This window comes from Thiocapsa sp. (assembly GCF_011390875.1).
GTDB lineage: Bacteria > Pseudomonadota > Gammaproteobacteria > Chromatiales > Chromatiaceae > Thiocapsa.
Window position 1 is genome coordinate 1 of the sequence record NZ_JAABRP010000046.1, and the last position, 16,572, is coordinate 16,572.

Annotated in this window: 12 protein-coding genes; 8 read left to right on the top strand and 4 right to left on the bottom strand. The window is 66.1% G+C overall.

The genetic code is table 11. The features are described 5' to 3' along the window. The coding region (locus tag GPT33_RS05420) for an RND transporter (RefSeq protein WP_296806303.1) at positions 1–228 on the bottom strand (228 nt) is incomplete at its 3' end. 145 nt (positions 229–373) lie between these two features. Next, positions 374–1,795, bottom strand: a complete 1,422-nt coding sequence (locus GPT33_RS05425) for a hypothetical protein (RefSeq protein ID WP_296806304.1) — start codon at positions 1,793–1,795, stop codon at positions 374–376. Between the two features lie 239 nt (positions 1,796–2,034). Here GPT33_RS05425 and GPT33_RS05430 point away from each other — a divergent pair, with 239 nt between their 5' ends. Then, positions 2,035–2,988, top strand: coding sequence for an NmrA/HSCARG family protein (locus GPT33_RS05430; RefSeq protein ID WP_296806305.1), 954 nt, complete (start codon positions 2,035–2,037; stop codon positions 2,986–2,988). A gap of 39 nt (positions 2,989–3,027) precedes the next feature. On the opposite strand, the gene GPT33_RS05435 is transcribed toward GPT33_RS05430, so the two are convergent. Next, positions 3,028–3,777 carry a phosphate-starvation-inducible PsiE family protein gene (locus GPT33_RS05435; RefSeq protein WP_296806306.1) on the bottom strand — a complete coding sequence of 250 codons (750 nt, stop codon included), beginning with the start codon at positions 3,775–3,777 and terminating at the stop codon, positions 3,028–3,030. 173 nt (positions 3,778–3,950) lie between these two features. On the opposite strand from GPT33_RS05435, the gene GPT33_RS05440 reads away from it, so the two are divergent. Continuing rightward, positions 3,951–6,287, top strand: a complete 2,337-nt coding sequence (locus GPT33_RS05440; RefSeq protein ID WP_296806307.1) for an NADP-dependent malic enzyme — start codon at positions 3,951–3,953, stop codon at positions 6,285–6,287. 15 nt (positions 6,288–6,302) lie between these two features. Here the strand turns inward: GPT33_RS05440 and GPT33_RS05445 are convergent, their stop codons facing one another. Then, positions 6,303–8,552, bottom strand: a complete 2,250-nt coding sequence (locus GPT33_RS05445; protein ID WP_296806308.1) for a hypothetical protein — start codon at positions 8,550–8,552, stop codon at positions 6,303–6,305. 237 nt (positions 8,553–8,789) lie between these two features. Between GPT33_RS05445 and GPT33_RS05450 the strand changes: the two genes are divergently transcribed. The 6 genes from GPT33_RS05450 to GPT33_RS05475 all read left to right on the top strand — a co-directional run bounded on the left by GPT33_RS05450 (position 8,790) and on the right by GPT33_RS05475 (position 16,494). Beyond that, positions 8,790–10,817 carry a vWA domain-containing protein gene (locus GPT33_RS05450; RefSeq protein WP_296806309.1) on the top strand — a complete coding sequence of 676 codons (2,028 nt, stop codon included), beginning with the start codon at positions 8,790–8,792 and terminating at the stop codon, positions 10,815–10,817. Positions 10,818–10,828: 11 nt separating this feature from the next. Next, positions 10,829–11,614 carry an ATP-binding cassette domain-containing protein gene (locus GPT33_RS05455; RefSeq protein WP_296806310.1) on the top strand — a complete coding sequence of 262 codons (786 nt, stop codon included), beginning with the start codon at positions 10,829–10,831 and terminating at the stop codon, positions 11,612–11,614. A gap of 389 nt (positions 11,615–12,003) precedes the next feature. Then, the gene (locus tag GPT33_RS05460) at positions 12,004–13,260 is read left to right on the top strand and encodes an FtsX-like permease family protein (protein ID WP_296806311.1); all 1,257 of its coding nucleotides are present in this window, start codon (positions 12,004–12,006) and stop codon (positions 13,258–13,260) included. Between the two features lie 220 nt (positions 13,261–13,480). Next, complete coding sequence (locus tag GPT33_RS05465; RefSeq protein ID WP_296806312.1) at positions 13,481–15,097, top strand: SUMF1/EgtB/PvdO family nonheme iron enzyme; 1,617 nt, start codon at positions 13,481–13,483, stop codon at positions 15,095–15,097. A gap of 116 nt (positions 15,098–15,213) precedes the next feature. Then, positions 15,214–15,948: a YMGG-like glycine zipper-containing protein gene (locus tag GPT33_RS05470; protein ID WP_296806313.1), complete on the top strand. Its 735-nt coding sequence runs from the start codon at positions 15,214–15,216 to the stop codon at positions 15,946–15,948. A 6-nt stretch (positions 15,949–15,954) separates the two neighbouring features. Then, entirely contained in the window at positions 15,955–16,494 is a 540-nt protein-coding gene (locus tag GPT33_RS05475; RefSeq protein ID WP_296806314.1) for a hypothetical protein, read from the top strand. Positions 16,495–16,572 lie beyond the last annotated feature (78 nt).

A 16,572-nucleotide genomic window follows, 5' to 3' on the forward strand; every position in this document is an offset into this window, starting at 1 on the left:
CGCGTCCCGCCGAAGCGTCAGGAGACGCGACAGCTTCAGGATGAGCAGGACCCACGGGGTTGCATGCAGAAGCAGGTCGAAGATGTCGATCGGCTTCACCAATGTCCCGTCGGCCAGCATCTTGAGCTTCTCCCAAAGATGCGGCTCCGGGACGAATGGCGATAGGCCCAGGGTCAGGGCGCCGACAACGAAGAGGTAGAGCGGAAAGCGGTCGGTCCAGCTAATCATCGGATCAGTCCTGTGTATGCCCGGGTCGTCCGATCCCGGGGCAGTGGTGTCGGGGCGGCGAGGGCGGAGGGTTGTCTGCCTCGGATGTGAAGGGGCGACTTACGTTAGACGCCCCTTGGGTGGTCGTTCCTTTTCCGGAAATCAGCTAGGGCGGGCTCTCGGCCCAGATCGGATGATGCCAGCCGAAGTAGGCGCCGAAGAGTCGATTCTCCTCGCGGCGTTCGTAGGGTTTCAGATCCTTCGAGTAGAGTACCTTCATGCGCGTGCGCAGCGGCGGCAGTCCCAGGGCGGTCAGTCCGAGCCCCTGAGCCTCGCGGATCAGCGCGTAGCGGGCCAGCTTCTCGGCGTGGAAGGTCTGCAGGCGCGGGATGTCGCGTGCGAGTTTCGGCACATTGGAGATCGCGAGCAGTGCGATCAAGCTGACCGCCGAGGCCAAGCGACCTAGCGAGGCTCGGCTCGGGGACAGGCGATCGCCGAGCGTGTATTGCAGCGCCGCCATCGTCGGAATCAGGACCAGCGTGCCGAGCAGCACGCTGACGCTCTGCACCCGTCCGGGTGCCTCCGCCCCTTTCGCCCAGGCCGCCGGGAAGAAGAGCAGGACGAGCAATCCAATGAATGCCAGCGCAAGCTGGATCCGGTCCGCGGCGGATAAGCCCCCGAGGATGCCTTCGAAGCGCGCGAGGGCCTCGGCCAGGATCGAACGAACGAATCCGATCTGAAGAAAGACCAGGGCAAACAAGAGCAGCTTCAGCGCGGTCACGAGCGCGTGGAAGACCGAGATCATCAGGCTGCGCCCCGGCGATTCGTTCCCGACCTCGCCGATGATGCCCAGGCGCACCTCATGGCCTGGAGCGAATGCGGCGATCGCGCCGAGCACCAAAATGACGATCAATGGAGGCAGACACACGCCGATCCGCGGCCCTCGCAGACGCAACACGACCACGACCATCACTGCCGACAACCCCACCGTCACCAGCATGATCGTCTCGTTCATCCCGGCGATCATCGCCGCAAGTGCGGCCAAGATCAGGCCGAAACGCAGATCGCGGGTCTGCGTCGCTTGACCGCCGAAGTAATCGGCCCAGACCCCGACGAAGAGGAGAAACAAGGCGTTGCCAGCCTGATAGGTTGCAGCTCCGGCCAGCCAGTAAAGCGCGGTGTCGAGTCTCGGGATGAACAGCACGTAGAACAGGACGGCAAGATGACCGAGCATGAGCGGACGGCCGATCTCGAGCAGCCGGCACAGCGCACGGACCGAGTAGAGAAAGGCCGCATAGAGGGTCACGAGGCTCGCCGCGGTGACCATCCAATAGGACTGCGCGAGATCCACCCACCGACCGAACACGAGGGTGATGGCCGCGCTTGCATAGCGACCGCTCCAGTTCTGATAAAAGTGGATCACCCCGCCGAGGATGCCCTGCTCGCGCGCGACGTAGGCATAATCGAAATCGTCGCTTGTGGGGTGGGCGTAGAGCCCCAACGCAAGCAGCAAGACGAGGAGTACGAGACAGGCGAGGACCACGCCGATTCCGACCCATTGGGTCTGTAGCTTGGCTTGGGCGGTCAAAGATCGGACCCCCGAAGGGCGCAGAGCTTACAACTGCGGATCGCGATGGCGAAACGAACAGATCGCTCGGTGTCGCAGGTTCTCGGCAGGCTGGGCAAAGCGGGGCACCGGTGTCTGAGTGGTTGGAGGGGGTCGAGTGATATGCTGGCGCGGCGCAGTATACTCGCCGGGTCGCGAAACACCCGAGGTCGGTGTGCTCCGGGCCCGACGGCTTTTGTCGATTCCTTGAGGTCACCATCATGAGCAACCCAAAGATCATTGCCGTTTTCGGCGCAACGGGCGCACAGGGCGGCGGTTTGGCGCGAGCGATACTCGACGACCCGGACGGCGGTTTTGCCGTGCGGGCCATCACGCGCGATGTCGACTCGGACAAGGCCCGGGCGCTGGCAGAGATGGGTGCGGAGGTCGTTGCGGCCGATGTCGACGACGAGGCAAGTCTGCGCCGGGCCTTGGACGGGGCCTACGGGGCCTACTTCGTCACCTTCTTTTGGGCGCATTTCTCGCCCGAGAAGGAGAAGAAAGAGGTCCTGAACATGGCGACCGCGGCAAAGGCGGTCGGTTTGCATCACGCCATCTGGTCGACGCTCGAGGACACGCGTCTGTGGGTGCCGCTCGAGGACGAGCGGATGCCTACCCTTATGGAGAACTATAAGGTCCCTCACTTCGATGCCAAGGGTGAATCCAATCGGATCTTCACCGATTTGAGCGTGCCTACGACCTTTGTCTTGACCTCCTTTTACTGGGACAACCTCATCCACTTCGGCATGGGGCCGCGGCGCGAGAGCGATGGTCGTCTCGTCTTGACGCTCCCGATGGAGGACAAGAAGCTGCCGGGGATCGCCGCCGAGGACATCGGGCGCTGCGCCTACGGGATCTTCAAGCAGGGCGAGCGCTATATCGGCCAGACGGTCGGCATCGCGGGCGAGCATCTGACCGGCGAGCAGATGGCTTCCGCGCTGTCCGATGCTCTCGGCGAGGAGGTGCACTACCGTGCCATCGCTCCCGAGGTCTACCGCGGCTTGGGGTTCCCCGGAGCGGATGACCTGGGAAATATGTTCCAGTTCAAGTGCGACTTTGAAGCCTATTTCTGCGGCGCGCGCGATCCGGCGGTCGCTCGCACGCTGAATCCGGCGTTGAAGTCGTTCCGAAAGTGGTTGGAGATCAACAAAGACCGCATTCCGCGCGGCGGGTAGAAGGCCCGGCCCGGCTTTCTGCTTGTGGGCGGCGCCGGGTCAATGGCCGTCGCCGGGCCCGGCGAGCCGCTTCACCAGGTAATAGCCCCCGACCAGCGTGCCCAGGAGCGCAGCCAGGCCCAGCATGTACAGGGCCGGATCGCCCTTGCTCTCCAGATCCATGACGACGACCTTGCGCGTCAGCGCCGTGATGGCGATCAACAGCATGATCTCGACGTGGACGGACTTGTCCATCATGTACATGTAAACGCTCGCCATCAGCTCGATCGCGATCAGCACGATCAAGAACATGCCGAAGATTTCGAAGAGTTCTCCGAGGTCCAGGAGAAAAAGACCCTTTTGGCTCGTAATGTCCTTGTACAGTACGAAGCACAGCTCGATGACGGCGATCACGGCGACAACCGAGATCAAGAACAGCAGAACCGCGGCCAGCGCCTTCTCGAAATAGTGGAACAACCGGTCGATTGCGGATTTCGGCCGAGCGTGGGCCTCACTCTGGCTCTGACCCGACCATCCGAACGGATCGAGAGGCAGGGGCTGCGGCGCACGCTCGCTTGAGGCAGGAACGATCCGAACGAGTGCGCCGGCATCGCGGAAGGCGCTCTGGTACCGCGCCGCGGTCTCGCTGTCGACACCCCGCCTGACCGTCACCGCTTTACCGCCGAAGAGTTGTCCGACGGCGGAGTCGGAGAGGTTGAAGGCGTGCTGAATCTGCCGCCGAGCCGCAAGCAGGTCGGTCCCCGGGACGAGGTCTCCGCTGAATTGGATGTCGAATCGGTTTCTCTCCATGCCGTGCATCTCTTCGGGGAGCAAGCACGGAAGAATAGGCGATCACGGCACCGCGGAGTAGATTCCGCCCCGGTTTCCCGCAATGGGTTCGTTGGAATCCCGCTACGAACCGAATCGCCAGGCGCGATCCGGTGCTGAAAATCAATTATCAACCACGGAAAAATTGCACTCCAATGACATCGAAGCTGTCCACCGCCGAGCAGGCATTGCGCGACGCCGCTCGGGAGTATCACCGCAGCCCCAGCCGCGGCAAGATCACCGTTACCCCCTCCAAGCCACTGTCGAACCAGCGCGATCTCTCGTTGGCCTACTCGCCCGGTGTGGCCTATCCCTGTCTCGATATCCAGGCCGATCCGGCGCTCGCGGCGGAGTACACCTCGCGCGGAAATCTGGTGGGCGTGGTGACCAACGGCACGGCCGTGCTCGGCTTGGGCGACATCGGCCCGTTGGCCGCGAAACCCGTGATGGAGGGCAAGGGCTGCCTGTTCAAGAAATTCGCGGGCATCGATGTGTTCGACATCGAGCTCGCCGAGCGTGACCCGGACAAGCTGGTTGAGATCATCGCCGCGCTCGAACCGACGCTCGGCGGCATCAACCTTGAGGACATCAAGGCGCCCGAATGCTTCTACATCGAGCGCGAGCTCAGCAAGCGCATGAACATCCCGGTATTCCATGACGATCAGCACGGCACGGCCATCATCTCCAGCGCCGCGCTGCTGAACGCCCTGGAGCTGGTCGGTAAGGCCATCGAGACCGTGAAACTGGCTGTTTCGGGAGCCGGTGCGGCGGCGCTCGCCTGCGTCGACGTGATGGTCGGTCTTGGCATAAGGCGCGAGCATGTCTTCATGGTCGATTCCAAAGGCGTGATCTACGAGGGCCGTCCGGGCGGGTTCGACATGTCCAAGGCCCGCTATGCCCAGCAGACTGACGCGCGCACCCTCGCCGATGTGGTCGACGGTGCCGATGTCTTCCTGGGTTGCTCCGCGCCCGGCGTGCTGACCGTGGAGATGGTGAAGACCATGGCCGATCGGCCCATCCTTCTCGCCCTGGCCAATCCCGAGCCGGAGATCCGCCCGGAGCTGGCCAAGCTCGCGCGGCCCGACTGCATCATCGCCACCGGCCGCTCGGACTACCCCAATCAGGTCAACAATGTCCTGTGCTTCCCCTATATCTTTCGGGGTGCACTCGACAGCGGCGCCACCAAGATCACGGCGGAGATGAAGCTTGCCTGTGTTCGCGAGATCGCCGATCTGGCAAAGAGCGAGAGCAGCGCCGAGGTGGCGACGGCGTACGCCGGGCAGGACCTGGTCTTCGGCCCCGATTATCTGATCCCCAAGCCCTTCGACACGCGCCTGATCCTGCGCATTGCGCCCGCCGTGGCCCGGGCTGCCGCCGACTCGGGAGTGGCCACGCGCCCCATTCCCGACATGCAGGCTTACCGCGAGAGCCTGATGCTCTTTGTCTCCCAGACCGGCATCCTGATGCGCCCGGTCATCAATGCCGCCAGGGCCTTGCCCGATTCGAGGAAGCGTGTGGCCTTTGCCGACGGCGAGGACGAACGCGCCCTGCGGGCCGCCCAGATCGCGCTCGACGATCGCCTGGCTCGGCCCATCCTGATCGGACGTCCTGCCGTGATCCAGGCCCACATCGAGAAGGCCGGCCTGCGCATGCGTCTCGGGGAGGATGTCGAGAACGTCAACCCCGAGCAGGACCCGCGCCTCAACCAGTACCGGGAACATTACCAACGACTCATGGGCCGCAACGGCGTCACGCCCGAGGTGGCCGCGGCGGCGGTGCGTCGCTCCAACACCATCATCGGCTCGCTGATGGTCGCCATGGGCCACGCCGACGCCATGATCTGCGGCCTGGCCGGCAGCTACGAGACCCATCTCGAGCGCATCCACAGCATCATCGGCCTGCAGCCCGGCGTGAGCAATTACGCGGCACTCAACGCGCTGATGACGGAGCGTGGCGGGCCGCTGTTCATTGCCGATACCTACGTGAACGAGGACCCCGGCGCGGAACAATTGGCCGAGATTGCCTGGATGGCCGTGCAGGAGATTCAGCGCTTCGGACTGCCGCCGAAGGTGGCCTTTCTGTCGCACTCCAGCTTCGGCTCATCCAAGCGTGCTTCGGCCAAGAAGATGCGTCTGGCGCGTGACCTGTTCGTGGCCAGCCACCCCGACATCGAATGCGACGGCGAATTGCACGGCGATGCGGCGTTGGAAGAAGACATCCGCAGCCGTTACCTGGCCGAGACGACCCTTAGCGGCTCGGCGAACCTGCTGATCTGCCCGAACCTCGATGCCGCCAACATCCTCTACACCGTGCTCAAGACCACCACCAGCGGCGGTGTAACCGTAGGCCCCATCCTCATGGGGGCGGCTGCCACGGCCTGCATCCTCACCCCCGCAGCCACCGTGCGTCGAACCCTGAACATGACCACCCTCGCCGTTGCGAGCGCGGCCGCCGCTCGGCATGGGTCGGACTCCTCGCATGCCGTCGGGTGATCGGACCATCGAGATCTATCGACGCCGCCCGAGACAAAGGTCGCTGCCGTTGCCGCTGCAGATCATGCGGCCGCTCGCATCGTAAGCGGCGTAGGAGACCTGGACGATGCCGCGACCACGACACCCGTAAAAGAGATCCCCGCGCCAGGTGTTGCGGCCGATCTTGCGCAGGGCGCAGTTACGGCATCCGGGGTTGGTGGACGTCACGCGCGCGACGCGCTCGCTGGCCGGCGGGTCGATGGTGACGATGTGTCGCACGCGGTCGCCGTCCCAGCCGGAGGTCGGGTCGATGGTGAGTCGTCCCGTGCAGTCGCCGCGCATGGCGAACGAGCCGCTCCCTTGTGGGGGCGTGGGCTGGGCAGTCGGTTTGGTGCTCGGCCTGGTTGCGGGTGGCGGGGCCTTTGGGGGTGCTTGGACCACGACGGGTTTCGGTGGCGGCGGGCGGCACGGGCCCATGCGCTCGCCGAGATCTCGCCTGACCGGTCGCAACGTCGGGGCGGACTCGCGCTTGAGGTCGCGCTCGAGGGCGACGAGTCGGGTGCAGTCCGTGCCGGCCTCGGCGAGGCGTCGGGTGTATCGGTCGATCCGATCACAGTCGGCGATCGGTGCCTTGAGAGCCTCGCGCGCTTTGGCGAAGCGGGGGTCGCCTTGGTCGGCGAGACGTGCGGCCAGCTCGCGCGCCTTGGTGCAGTCTCCCCCGATGGACGCGATTTGCTCCGCCAGCGCGTCGACCTCGCTGCAGAGCTGTAGTTCGGGTTCCAGGCGGGTTCGAATATCGAGGAAGCGAAGGTTGTTTCGATAGGCATCGAGCCCGTCGGCCAGGGCCCGAAGACGTTCACAGTCGCCGTTGGCATCGGCAAAGCCTTGCTCCAAGTCGCTCAAGTCCGCGCATTGGCGCATCGCAATGGCGAGCCTCCCGGCCACGGCGCCGAGTGGCTCGCGGTCCGGGTCATGGCGCGACAGGGTCTCGTCGAGTCCGGCGAGGGCCAGACAGTCGTCCTGCGAGCGGGCCAACTCGCCTTCCAGATAATCGGCCAGATCGCAGCGCGCGAGGGCGCCCTGGAGCGCGTCCCGGATCTCGATCAAGGGAGGACGGCCTGCATCGAGCTCGACGAAGCCGGGGGCGGTTTCGCGCGCCAGGGTTCGAAGTGCCCTGCAGTCGTCCAACGCGCCGGCCAGCCGTGGGCCGAGCGTCTCGGCGAGACGGCAGGCGGCGAGTGCGCGATCCAGCCCGATTCGCAGTGCGGCGAGCTCCCTTGCAGGCTCTTCGAGCAATTCAATCTCCTGGTGCAGCTCGGCGACGGCGAGACAGTCGCCGACGACCGCATCGAGGCGTTGGGCGAGTCCCTCGACCCGCGTGCAGGCCGAGATCCGCCGTTCCAGGTCGGCCTTCAGGGTGCGGAAGGGTTCACGCTCGAGGTCGTAGACGGCAAGCTCGGCATCCAAGGCCGGGAGATGATCGCAGGGCGGCTCGGTTGCGAGCCTTTCGGTAAAGAGGGACGCCTCCTCGCAGATGCCGATCTCGGTCAGGACGGCCATGCGGACGTCCGCGTAGCGAGCGTCCTCGCGATCGATCCGCTGCAGGCGTGACGCGATCTCCACAAGGGGCGCGACCGGGTCGCATTGATTGGCCAGCGCGAGAGCGAGATCGTCCCGCAGCTCGACCTCGGTCTCCTGCGATTGCCAGAGCCAGACACCTAGGCCGAGAGCGAGTCCCAAAATAGCCAGTGCTGTCAACCCCAGGACCGGCATGATCCACGCCGGACGGTGCGGCGGGGGCGGAAGGGTCGCTGGATCGGCTGCGCCGGCGGCGGGCGGCGGGCGGCCGGGATCGGTCCCGCCCCAGGAGATCAGGACCGGGGCGCCACCGATCACATAGACCGCCTCGTCGCCCGGATAGACGATGGCGCGGCTCAATAGCCGTGCTGGCTCGGGATCGTCCGGCTCGCGCTGGGTCAGCTCGTCGGCCAGGCGGGAAATCGCGTTCAGGTGATCGGCGAGGGCGCGCCGCGCCGCCGTCTGCTCCTCGTCGGGTAGGTCCGACAAGGGCCGCGGTTGTCCGGCCAGCTCGCTGGTCCAGGTGACCGCACCCGAGCCGTCGACGGCGATCTCGGGCCGGGCGAAAACAGCCGCCGTTGTCCCCGGCAGATGGCGTCGCAGGGTCCGGCCGAGCGCATCGAATTGCTGCCAGGGATGATCCGGCGCCAGCCGATCCGCGGGAGGACCGGCGTAAACGAGGGGCAAGATACGAACCGAAGGTGTCATGCGGGCTCCCGAGCAGTCGATGTGACGTCCTGATACGGATTCTAGCCGGTTCGGTACCGAAGGCGGCCTATGCGATAATCCGGGCTTGCCGGCGTCGGGTTGCGGCGCGCACGGACCATGGTAGGGTTCATCAAATTCGTGAAGTGGCGCGCCTAACCCGACCTACGCGGTGTCGGTGTTTGCGGGTCGCCTAGGAACCTGTCGGAGCGTGGGATAACCGGAGCCGGGATGACTGGAATGCACCTGAAGAGACGGTTGATAGGCTGCGTGCTGCTGGCCTCGCTGGTCATGGCTGCGGCGCCGGTATTTGCCGAGCCGCCGACCGATCGCTCGCCCTTGCTGCAGGCCGGTAAGAAGACGCTCTTTCAGCGCGTACTGACCCGTCCGGGGGCGATGCTGACCGAACAACCGGGTGGCGATTCGGGGAGGCTCGTCGATGCCTTCTCGCGCTTCTACGTCTATGCCGAGACCGAGCGGGACGGGCAGCGCTGGCTCGAGGTCGGGGTCGACACCAAGGGCAAGGTCAGCGGCTGGCTGGGGGCCGGGGATACGGTACCTTGGCTTCAGCAGATGGCGCTGGCCTTCACCAATCCGGGCGCCGCTCGCGAGCGCGCCCTGTTCTTCGATTCCTGGGACACGCTCAACGGCCTGCTGGCTCTGCCGGATCCGGCTGCCGAGGTCGGGCCGCTGACCCGCGAGATCGCCGAAGGCGGGCGCGATCCGCGCGTGGTCGCGATCGAGCCGGATCGCTTCATCGACATCAACACACGCTTCTATCTGCTGCCGATCTTGGACTTCGAGGAGGTCTTTACCGACTCGGGTCACCTGATGCGCGGGCTGAAGGTGGCCTCGGTCACCGAGACGGCGGCGCCGACGAGCACGCCGCCTCCGGATGACATCGCCGAGCCGGTGAGCCAGCTCGGCAGCTTCCGCGCGGCGGTGGTCTTCATCATCGACTCGACGATCTCGATGCAGCAGTACATCGACGAGGCGCGCGCGGCGGCGGAGCAGGTCTACAAGCGGATCGAAGGCTCGGGGCTTCTCGACAAGGTCGCCTTCGGTCTCGTCGCCTTCCGTGCGCCGACCGCCGATCCGGCCAAGGCCAAATCGTTGGAGTATGTCGCCCGGATGTTCGTCGACCCCGCGGAGGTCTCCTCGGGGCTCGAGTTCTTGACCCGCGCCTCCAAGGTCACCGAGGCGAAGGTTTCGACCGATCGGTTCGACGAGGATCCTTATGCCGGCGTGATCACGGCCTTGGAGGAGATCCCCTGGAATCGCTTCGGCGCCCGCTATGCCGTGCTGATCACGGATGCCGGCGCGCTCGAAGGCGACGCCTCCACCACCGGTCTGCATGCCGAGCAGGTGCGTTCGGAGGCGGCCGAGAAGGGTGTCGCTCTCATGGTGCTGCATCTCAAGACGGTGCAAGGCAAAACCAACCATGCGGCGGCCGAGGCGCAGTATCGGACCCTGGCGAACAACGCCGCGATTCAGCGCAGCCTCTATTTCTCGGTTCAGGACGGGTCTGCTGCGGCACTGGGCAAGGCGGTCGCAGCGCTGTCCGACACGGTCATCGAGAGCATCGAGGCGTCTGCACGCGGCGATCTCGCGGCGGGCAGTGCACGTGCCGCGACTGAAACCCCAAGTTCTGTGACCCCGCCGTCGAGCCCTGGTGTTGCGCAAGACCCTGAAACCGCCGCGCTGCGCGAAGCAACGCGTGCGCTCGGCCATGCCATGCAGCTCGCCTATCTGGGCCGGGAGGAGGGCACGCGCGCCCCGTCGGTCTTCGAGGGCTGGATCAGCGACAGCGATCTCGCCGACCCCACGGTGCGGACGGTCGACGAGCGGGTGCTGATCACCAAGGACCAGTTGAGCGATCTGCACGGGATCCTCAAGCAGATCGTCGATGCCGCCGATGCCGGGATGTTGAAACCCGACGTCTTCTTCGACAGCCTGCGCTCCATCGCGGCCCAATACGGACGCGATCCGGCGCTCGCCGCGAGCCCGCAGGCGACCAAGCTCGCGGACCTCGGCCTGCTCGGGGAATACCTCGACGGCCTGCCCTACAAGAGCGACGTCATGACGCTGGATCAGGACACCTGGTCGCGCTGGGGCACGCAGCGTCAGTTCGAGTTCGTCAGCCGGCTTAAGGGCAAGATCAAGCTCTACGAGCGCTACAACGCCGACACGGATCGCTGGGTGAGTCTGGCCGAGGGCAGCCCGGCGGGGGAATGGGTCTATCCGGTGCCGCTGCGCGATCTGCCCTGATGGGTTCGCGGATGGCGCCTCTCGACAAGGCATCCGCTCGGGCGATATCGCCTGATGTTCCCGATTCGCCGACCGCCGGTCCGCTGATCGAGGCGACCCGACTGGGCTATCGCTATGGCACCGGGAGCGGGTCTTTCGAGGTCAGTGTGCCGCGCTTGAGCATCGTCCGCGGCGAGACGCTGGCCCTCACCGGTGAGAGCGGCAGCGGCAAGAGTACGGTGCTCGAGCTGCTCGGGCTCGCCGCGCCGCCGTTGCCGGGGGCGCACTTTCTCTGGCATACGACGGCGCCGGTGGATGTGGCTGCGTTGTGGCGCGCCCGCGCCGAAGGCGCACTCGCGCGGATGCGCGCCCGTTCGATCGGTTTCGTGATGCAGACCGGCGGACTCCTGCCCTTTCTCACCGTGCGCGAGAACATCGGAATCAACCGCCGCCTACTCGGGCTTCCGGCCGAGGACGCGCGGATCGCACACCTGGTGGCGGTGCTTGAGATCGGTTCGCTGCTGGACCGGCGTCCGGCGCAGCTCTCGGTCGGCCAGCAGCAGCGGGTGGCGATCGGGCGCGCACTGGCGCACGGACCGGCGCTGGTGTTGGCCGACGAGCCCTCTTCGGCGCTCGACCCGCGGCTTGCCGACCGGGTGCTCGGTCTGCTGCGTGATCTGGCGGTCGAGAGCGGGGCGGCAGTGGTGATCGCGACCCATGAGCAGGGTCGTGTGCGCGCGCTCGGCCTGCGGGAGATTCGGGCGCGTCCGCTCGATGCGCCGGACCGGCTCGGCTCCTGCTTTGAGGACGCGCCCTGAAAGGTACGGATTGCCCGGGACACGGCTTAAACCGCGCCCGGTGCGGTATGCGTCATTTGGTGGATGGCTTGGCCGCGCCGGCTCCGACGACTGTCGGAGCCGGCGCGGTTTAAAGTATCAAAAATCTTAAATTCTAAACCGCGTCTCACTGGGATCAAGGATATCTCCGAAGCCAAACGAACAATGAAAACGACGCATGTCGCTCTGGACGCGGTTTAGTAACGGTTCAGAAACAACTGAGCCATTCCGTTTCATTCTCCCCCTCTCCCCAACCCCTCTCCCGCGAGGGGAGAGGGGCTACGATGGATCACTTGTAATTGAACGGTTGCTTACTCAGTCGATCTTTCCCGCGGTCGTCCTTCGGCCCCGTCGCCGCGGAGGTCTGGGCCTTGGCCTGGAAGGATCTGCGCCACGACCGGCACACCACATTGGTGTTCGTGCTGACGGTTGCCGCGATCCTGGCCCCGTTGCTCCTGCTGCTCGGACTCAAGAACGGTGTCGTCGAGACCCTGCGCGAGACCCTGCTCCGCGACCCGCGCAACCTGGAAGTAGTCATTTACGGCAGCGCCCGGCTGGACCGCGACTGGCTCGCCGAGATTGCGGCGCGGCCCGACGTGGCCTTCCTCATCCCCAAGACCCGGACCATCAATGCCAGTGTCGATCTGCTGGACCCGGCGCGGCGCCTGCTGCCGGCGATCGAGGTGATCCCGACGGCGCTCGGCGATCCCCTCCTTCCGCCGGGCACCGCGCTGCCGAGCCATCCTGGCGAGGTCCTGGTCACCGCGACCCTGGCGCGTCGGCTGGGTCTGATGTCCGCCGAAACAGGGCCGGGGGCGCCGGCCTCGGGAGCGGAGGAGGGTGTTCCGACCCGCTCCGATCCGGCTGCACTGGTCGCCGTCGTCAAGCGCACCCGCGACGGCGTCTCCGAGCACCTGCGGCTGCCGCTCTCGGTCATCGGCATCGTGCCCGAGGCGCGGTTCTCGCGTGACGCCCTTTTCACCAGCCTGGATCTTTTGGTCGCCGCCGAGGACTACCGCGACGGCACATTGGATCTGCCGTCCGCCGGCGTCGTCCCGATCGGTTATGCGGAGCGCCAGACACGCTTCGCCAACGCCCGGCTCTACGCGACCGGGCTGGACCAGGTCGGCCCGCTGGCCGCCGCAGTCAGCGCCGAGGGGATCGAGGTCCGCACCCAAGCCGAGCGGATCGCCTCCGTGCAGGCCGTGGATCGGACCCTGTCGTTCCTGTTTCGAGTCATCGCGCTGATCGGCGGGGCGGGCTGTGCGCTCGCCTTGGGCGGAGCGCTCTGGGTGGGCGTGGAGCGCAAGCGCCGTCAGCTGGCGCTGCTGCGGCTGTTCGGATTCGGACCCGGCGCGGTCGCGGCGCTGCCGGTGATCCAAGGGTCGCTGATCGCCGGTCTCGGTCTGCTCTTTGCCGGTGCAGGCTATCTCGCGGGCGCACATGCGTTCGACGCCGTCATGGGCGAGAATCTCGCCGGCGGGGGTTACTTGACCCGACTCGGCATCGCGGACCTGGGTGTGTCGGCCGCGTTGGTCATGCTGGTGGCCCTGGTCGCATCGACGGCCGGGGCGATTCGGGCCGGGCGCGTGAGTCCGGCGGAGGGTTTGCGTGAAGCCATACGATGAGGCGGGACGAATGGGTCGGGTCGGACGCGTTGGACTGACGGGGCAAGGCTGCTCGGAGCTTTCGAATCTCTCACGGGGACACGGAGATCACGGAGCGACGGTAAGCGATCCCGCTGCAGCCCTGCTCTTGCGACTCCTCCGTGATCTCCGTGTTTCCGTGAGAGCCGTATTCTTGGACCGACAAGGACTCCGCGGAAGACGTCATGCCTGTCGCTCGGGCATGGTCCTCACGTTCGCGGTTATCCTGTGCACCTTCGCCGCACACGGCGTCGCCGAGGTCGCGGTGACCTGGCCCGAGGCGCTCTACAACCCCAAGCCTGCCCCGGAGGACGTCATCGTCCCGCTGCCGTGCGGCGGCGCCATGGCCTTCCGCCCGGTCGGCACGGCAGGCACCGACCCGCTCGCCGATACCGAGGTGGAGCTCGGCAGCGAGACCGAGAGCCAAGGCTATGCCGAGCATCGCTATCTCGACCATCTCGCCGGCAGCTTCCAGACGCCCGAGGGCGAGCGGCGCCGACTTCTGATCGGCAAGTACGAGGTGACCGCGCTGCAGTACGACGCGGTCCTCGCCGCCGCGTCGGACGCGGCCTGTCCGGAACCGGGCAAGGGCGCGACGGCGCGACTCCCCAAGGGCGGTGTCGGCTGGCACGATGCGCTCGACTTTGCACATCGTTACTCCCTTTGGCTGCGCGCGCAGGCCGAGGCGATCGCGGACTGCGACGCAACCGCAATGCCCTGTCTGCCGCGCGCCGACGGCGTGCCGGCATTCGTGCGTCTGCCGACCGAGGCGGAGTGGGAATATGCGACGCGCGGGGGCGATCGGGTCAGCCCGGCGGTGTTCCGCGAGATGCTCTACCCGATGCCGGACGGACCCGAACGCCATGCCTGGTTCAACGAAAACGCGCAGGGTCAGGTGCGCCCGATCGGCGTGCTCGAGCCGAACCCGCTCGGTCTTCACGATGTGATGGGCAATCTCGAGGAGTATGTCCTCGACCCCTTTCGGCTGCACCGTGTAGAGCGTCGCCACGGCCAGCCCGGTGCGGCGGTGGTGCGTGGCGGCAGTCTCCATTCCAGCGCTCAGGATCTGCGCAGCTCGCTGCGGCGCGAGGTCCCCTTCTACGACGATCGCGGTGCCGTGGAGACGTCTGACACGGGTTTTCGTGTCCTGCTCGCAGCACCTGTCTTGACCTCCAACCAGCGCATCGACGCCGTGCGCGCCGCCTGGGAGCGGCTCGGCAGCGATGTGGCCCGGCCGCAAGAGACGCCGCCGCCGCGTCCGGCGCTGTCCGATCGACCCTTCGAGGACCCGGTGCTCGAGCTGACCGCACTCGCCCGGGCGAGCGGCGAGCCCGAGATGAAGCAGCGCCTCGAGCGGCTGCGCAGCGTCGTCGCCGGCACGAATCAGCGGCTTTACGAGCAGCGTGCGCGCAGTGCCCGCGAGGCCCTGCGCTTCGGTGGATTGCTCTGCGAGAAGCTCTCGGTCGAGGGCTTCAACATCGACCTGCTTCGCCAGCGCTACGACCTCTGCAAAGAGAACGAGGACGCCGAGCATCCGCGCTGTCGCCGGCTCGCCGAGGATTTGGCGCGCGACGATGCGGTGCTGGATGCGAACATCGGCGTGTATGCCGATTCCATCGTACGCACCGCTCAGACCTATCCGGACGACCTAGCGGTTCTGGACACGGAGCTGGGCGGACTGCGCACGGAGCTGACCGCACGCGGCTACGGGGATCTGGGGATCTATCCGGAGCGCTTCCATCGGCAGGTCTTGGACTATGCGCGAACGGGCGCCGTCGCACGCGACGCCTGGTTCAAGGGGTGTCGGGAGTTGCGTTGAGCCGACATTTTTCGGCGCTCGATCGGAGTCTGATCGGCTAAACTCAGACGACGGACGTGCACGGTTGCACACCCGCGGAACCATCCGAGCGGAACCATCCAACAAGGAGCATTGAGATGTCGATCGAGCGTCGAACGGGCAAGAGCATCGTCGTCGTCAGCGTGTCGTTGGCCCTTCTCCAGGCCGGTTGTGCCGGTAACCCGAACCTGGGCGGCGGGAATGCCTCGGGCATGCCGCTGACACCGGCCGAGCAGCGCATGCGCCAGCAATCCTCCGGGCTCGACGCCAAGACCTCGCTCCAAGGCTGTGCCGCCGGTGCGGTTGCGGGCGCCCTGCTCGGGATGTTGTCCGACGGCAAACGCAGCAACAACATGATGATCGGTGCCGCCGCCGGTTGTGCGGTCGGCTTGGCCGCCAATGCCTATGTGCAATCCAAGCGTCAGCAGTATCAGAACGACGAGCAGCGCATCGCGGCCATGACCGCGGACGTGCGGGCGGAGAACGCGCGCATCTCGAGTCTGATCGCGACCAGCGAGGAGGTCATCGCCGCCGACCGCAAACGTCTTGCGCAGGTCAACGCGGCCTATCGCAACAAGGTCATCTCGAGCGAGCAGGCAAGGCGCGATCTCGCCGGGGTCAAGGCCAATCGCGATCAGCTGCGCAGCACGGTCAATTCGCTCAAGACCAAGCAACAGGACTGGGTGGACATCTCCAATCTCGAGCGACAATCGGGGACCAATACCGCGCAGTTGGACCAGGAGATCGGCTCACTGAAGAAGCGCATTTCAGGCCTGGAGCAGGAGGTCGCGCTCATGGACAAACAGATCAACGCATCCCCTGTGGCCGGGTAAGTCATCATGGCTAACGAGACGATTGGAATTGCCGGCGTGTCGCGCGCGCACCCCGTCCTTCTCGCCGGCGCGGTCGCCTTGGCCGCGAGCATCGCCGGCTGTGCCACGACGCCGGGCGAGTGCGACCCGACCGCGCGTGATTTCTTCAAGAACACCGGGTGCCTGGCGTCCGGCTCCTACGGCGAACGTCAGCGCGCGATGCAGGCGACGCTCGCCCAAGAGCAAAGTCTGAACGCCTCGTTCCGCTCCGTGCTCTCCGAACTCCAGGCCGAGCAGTCCAAGGTGAAGGGCGATCTGAGCAGCCGACAGGCCGACTACGCCCGGCTCGACGCCGCTTGGGGCGATCTTAAGCGAAGCCTCGCCGCCGAGACCAAGGCCAACCGCGAGCTTGCCGACCGGGTGTCCGCCATCGACAGCAGCGTGCAGTCCCGCAAGACGGCCGACGCCGGCACCGATGTTGCCGCAAAACAGGCGGCCCGAGACGACCTCAAGCTCAAGGTTTCCATGCTGGAGAAGGAGTTGGCGGCCGGGGTTTACGAAAGGTAAACACCTTGCTTAAGGCCGCGGTACTCCTCCTGCATCTCGCGCATCAGGCGTAGGATGGGTAGAGCGTCAGCGAAACCC

Coding starts and splice junctions, on each gene's coding strand:
- GPT33_RS05430 (WP_296806305.1), top strand. CDS start 2,035: ATGAGCAACCCAAAGATCATTGCCGTTTTCGGCGCAACGGGCGCACAG.
- GPT33_RS05435 (WP_296806306.1), bottom strand. CDS start 3,777: ATGGAGAGAAACCGATTCGACATCCAATTCAGCGGAGACCTCGTCCCG.
- GPT33_RS05440 (WP_296806307.1), top strand. CDS start 3,951: ATGACATCGAAGCTGTCCACCGCCGAGCAGGCATTGCGCGACGCCGCT.
- GPT33_RS05445 (WP_296806308.1), bottom strand. CDS start 8,552: ATGACACCTTCGGTTCGTATCTTGCCCCTCGTTTACGCCGGTCCTCCC.
- GPT33_RS05450 (WP_296806309.1), top strand. CDS start 8,790: ATGCACCTGAAGAGACGGTTGATAGGCTGCGTGCTGCTGGCCTCGCTG.
- GPT33_RS05455 (WP_296806310.1), top strand. CDS start 10,829: ATGGCGCCTCTCGACAAGGCATCCGCTCGGGCGATATCGCCTGATGTT.
- GPT33_RS05465 (WP_296806312.1), top strand. CDS start 13,481: ATGGTCCTCACGTTCGCGGTTATCCTGTGCACCTTCGCCGCACACGGC.
- GPT33_RS05470 (WP_296806313.1), top strand. CDS start 15,214: ATGTCGATCGAGCGTCGAACGGGCAAGAGCATCGTCGTCGTCAGCGTG.
- GPT33_RS05475 (WP_296806314.1), top strand. CDS start 15,955: ATGGCTAACGAGACGATTGGAATTGCCGGCGTGTCGCGCGCGCACCCC.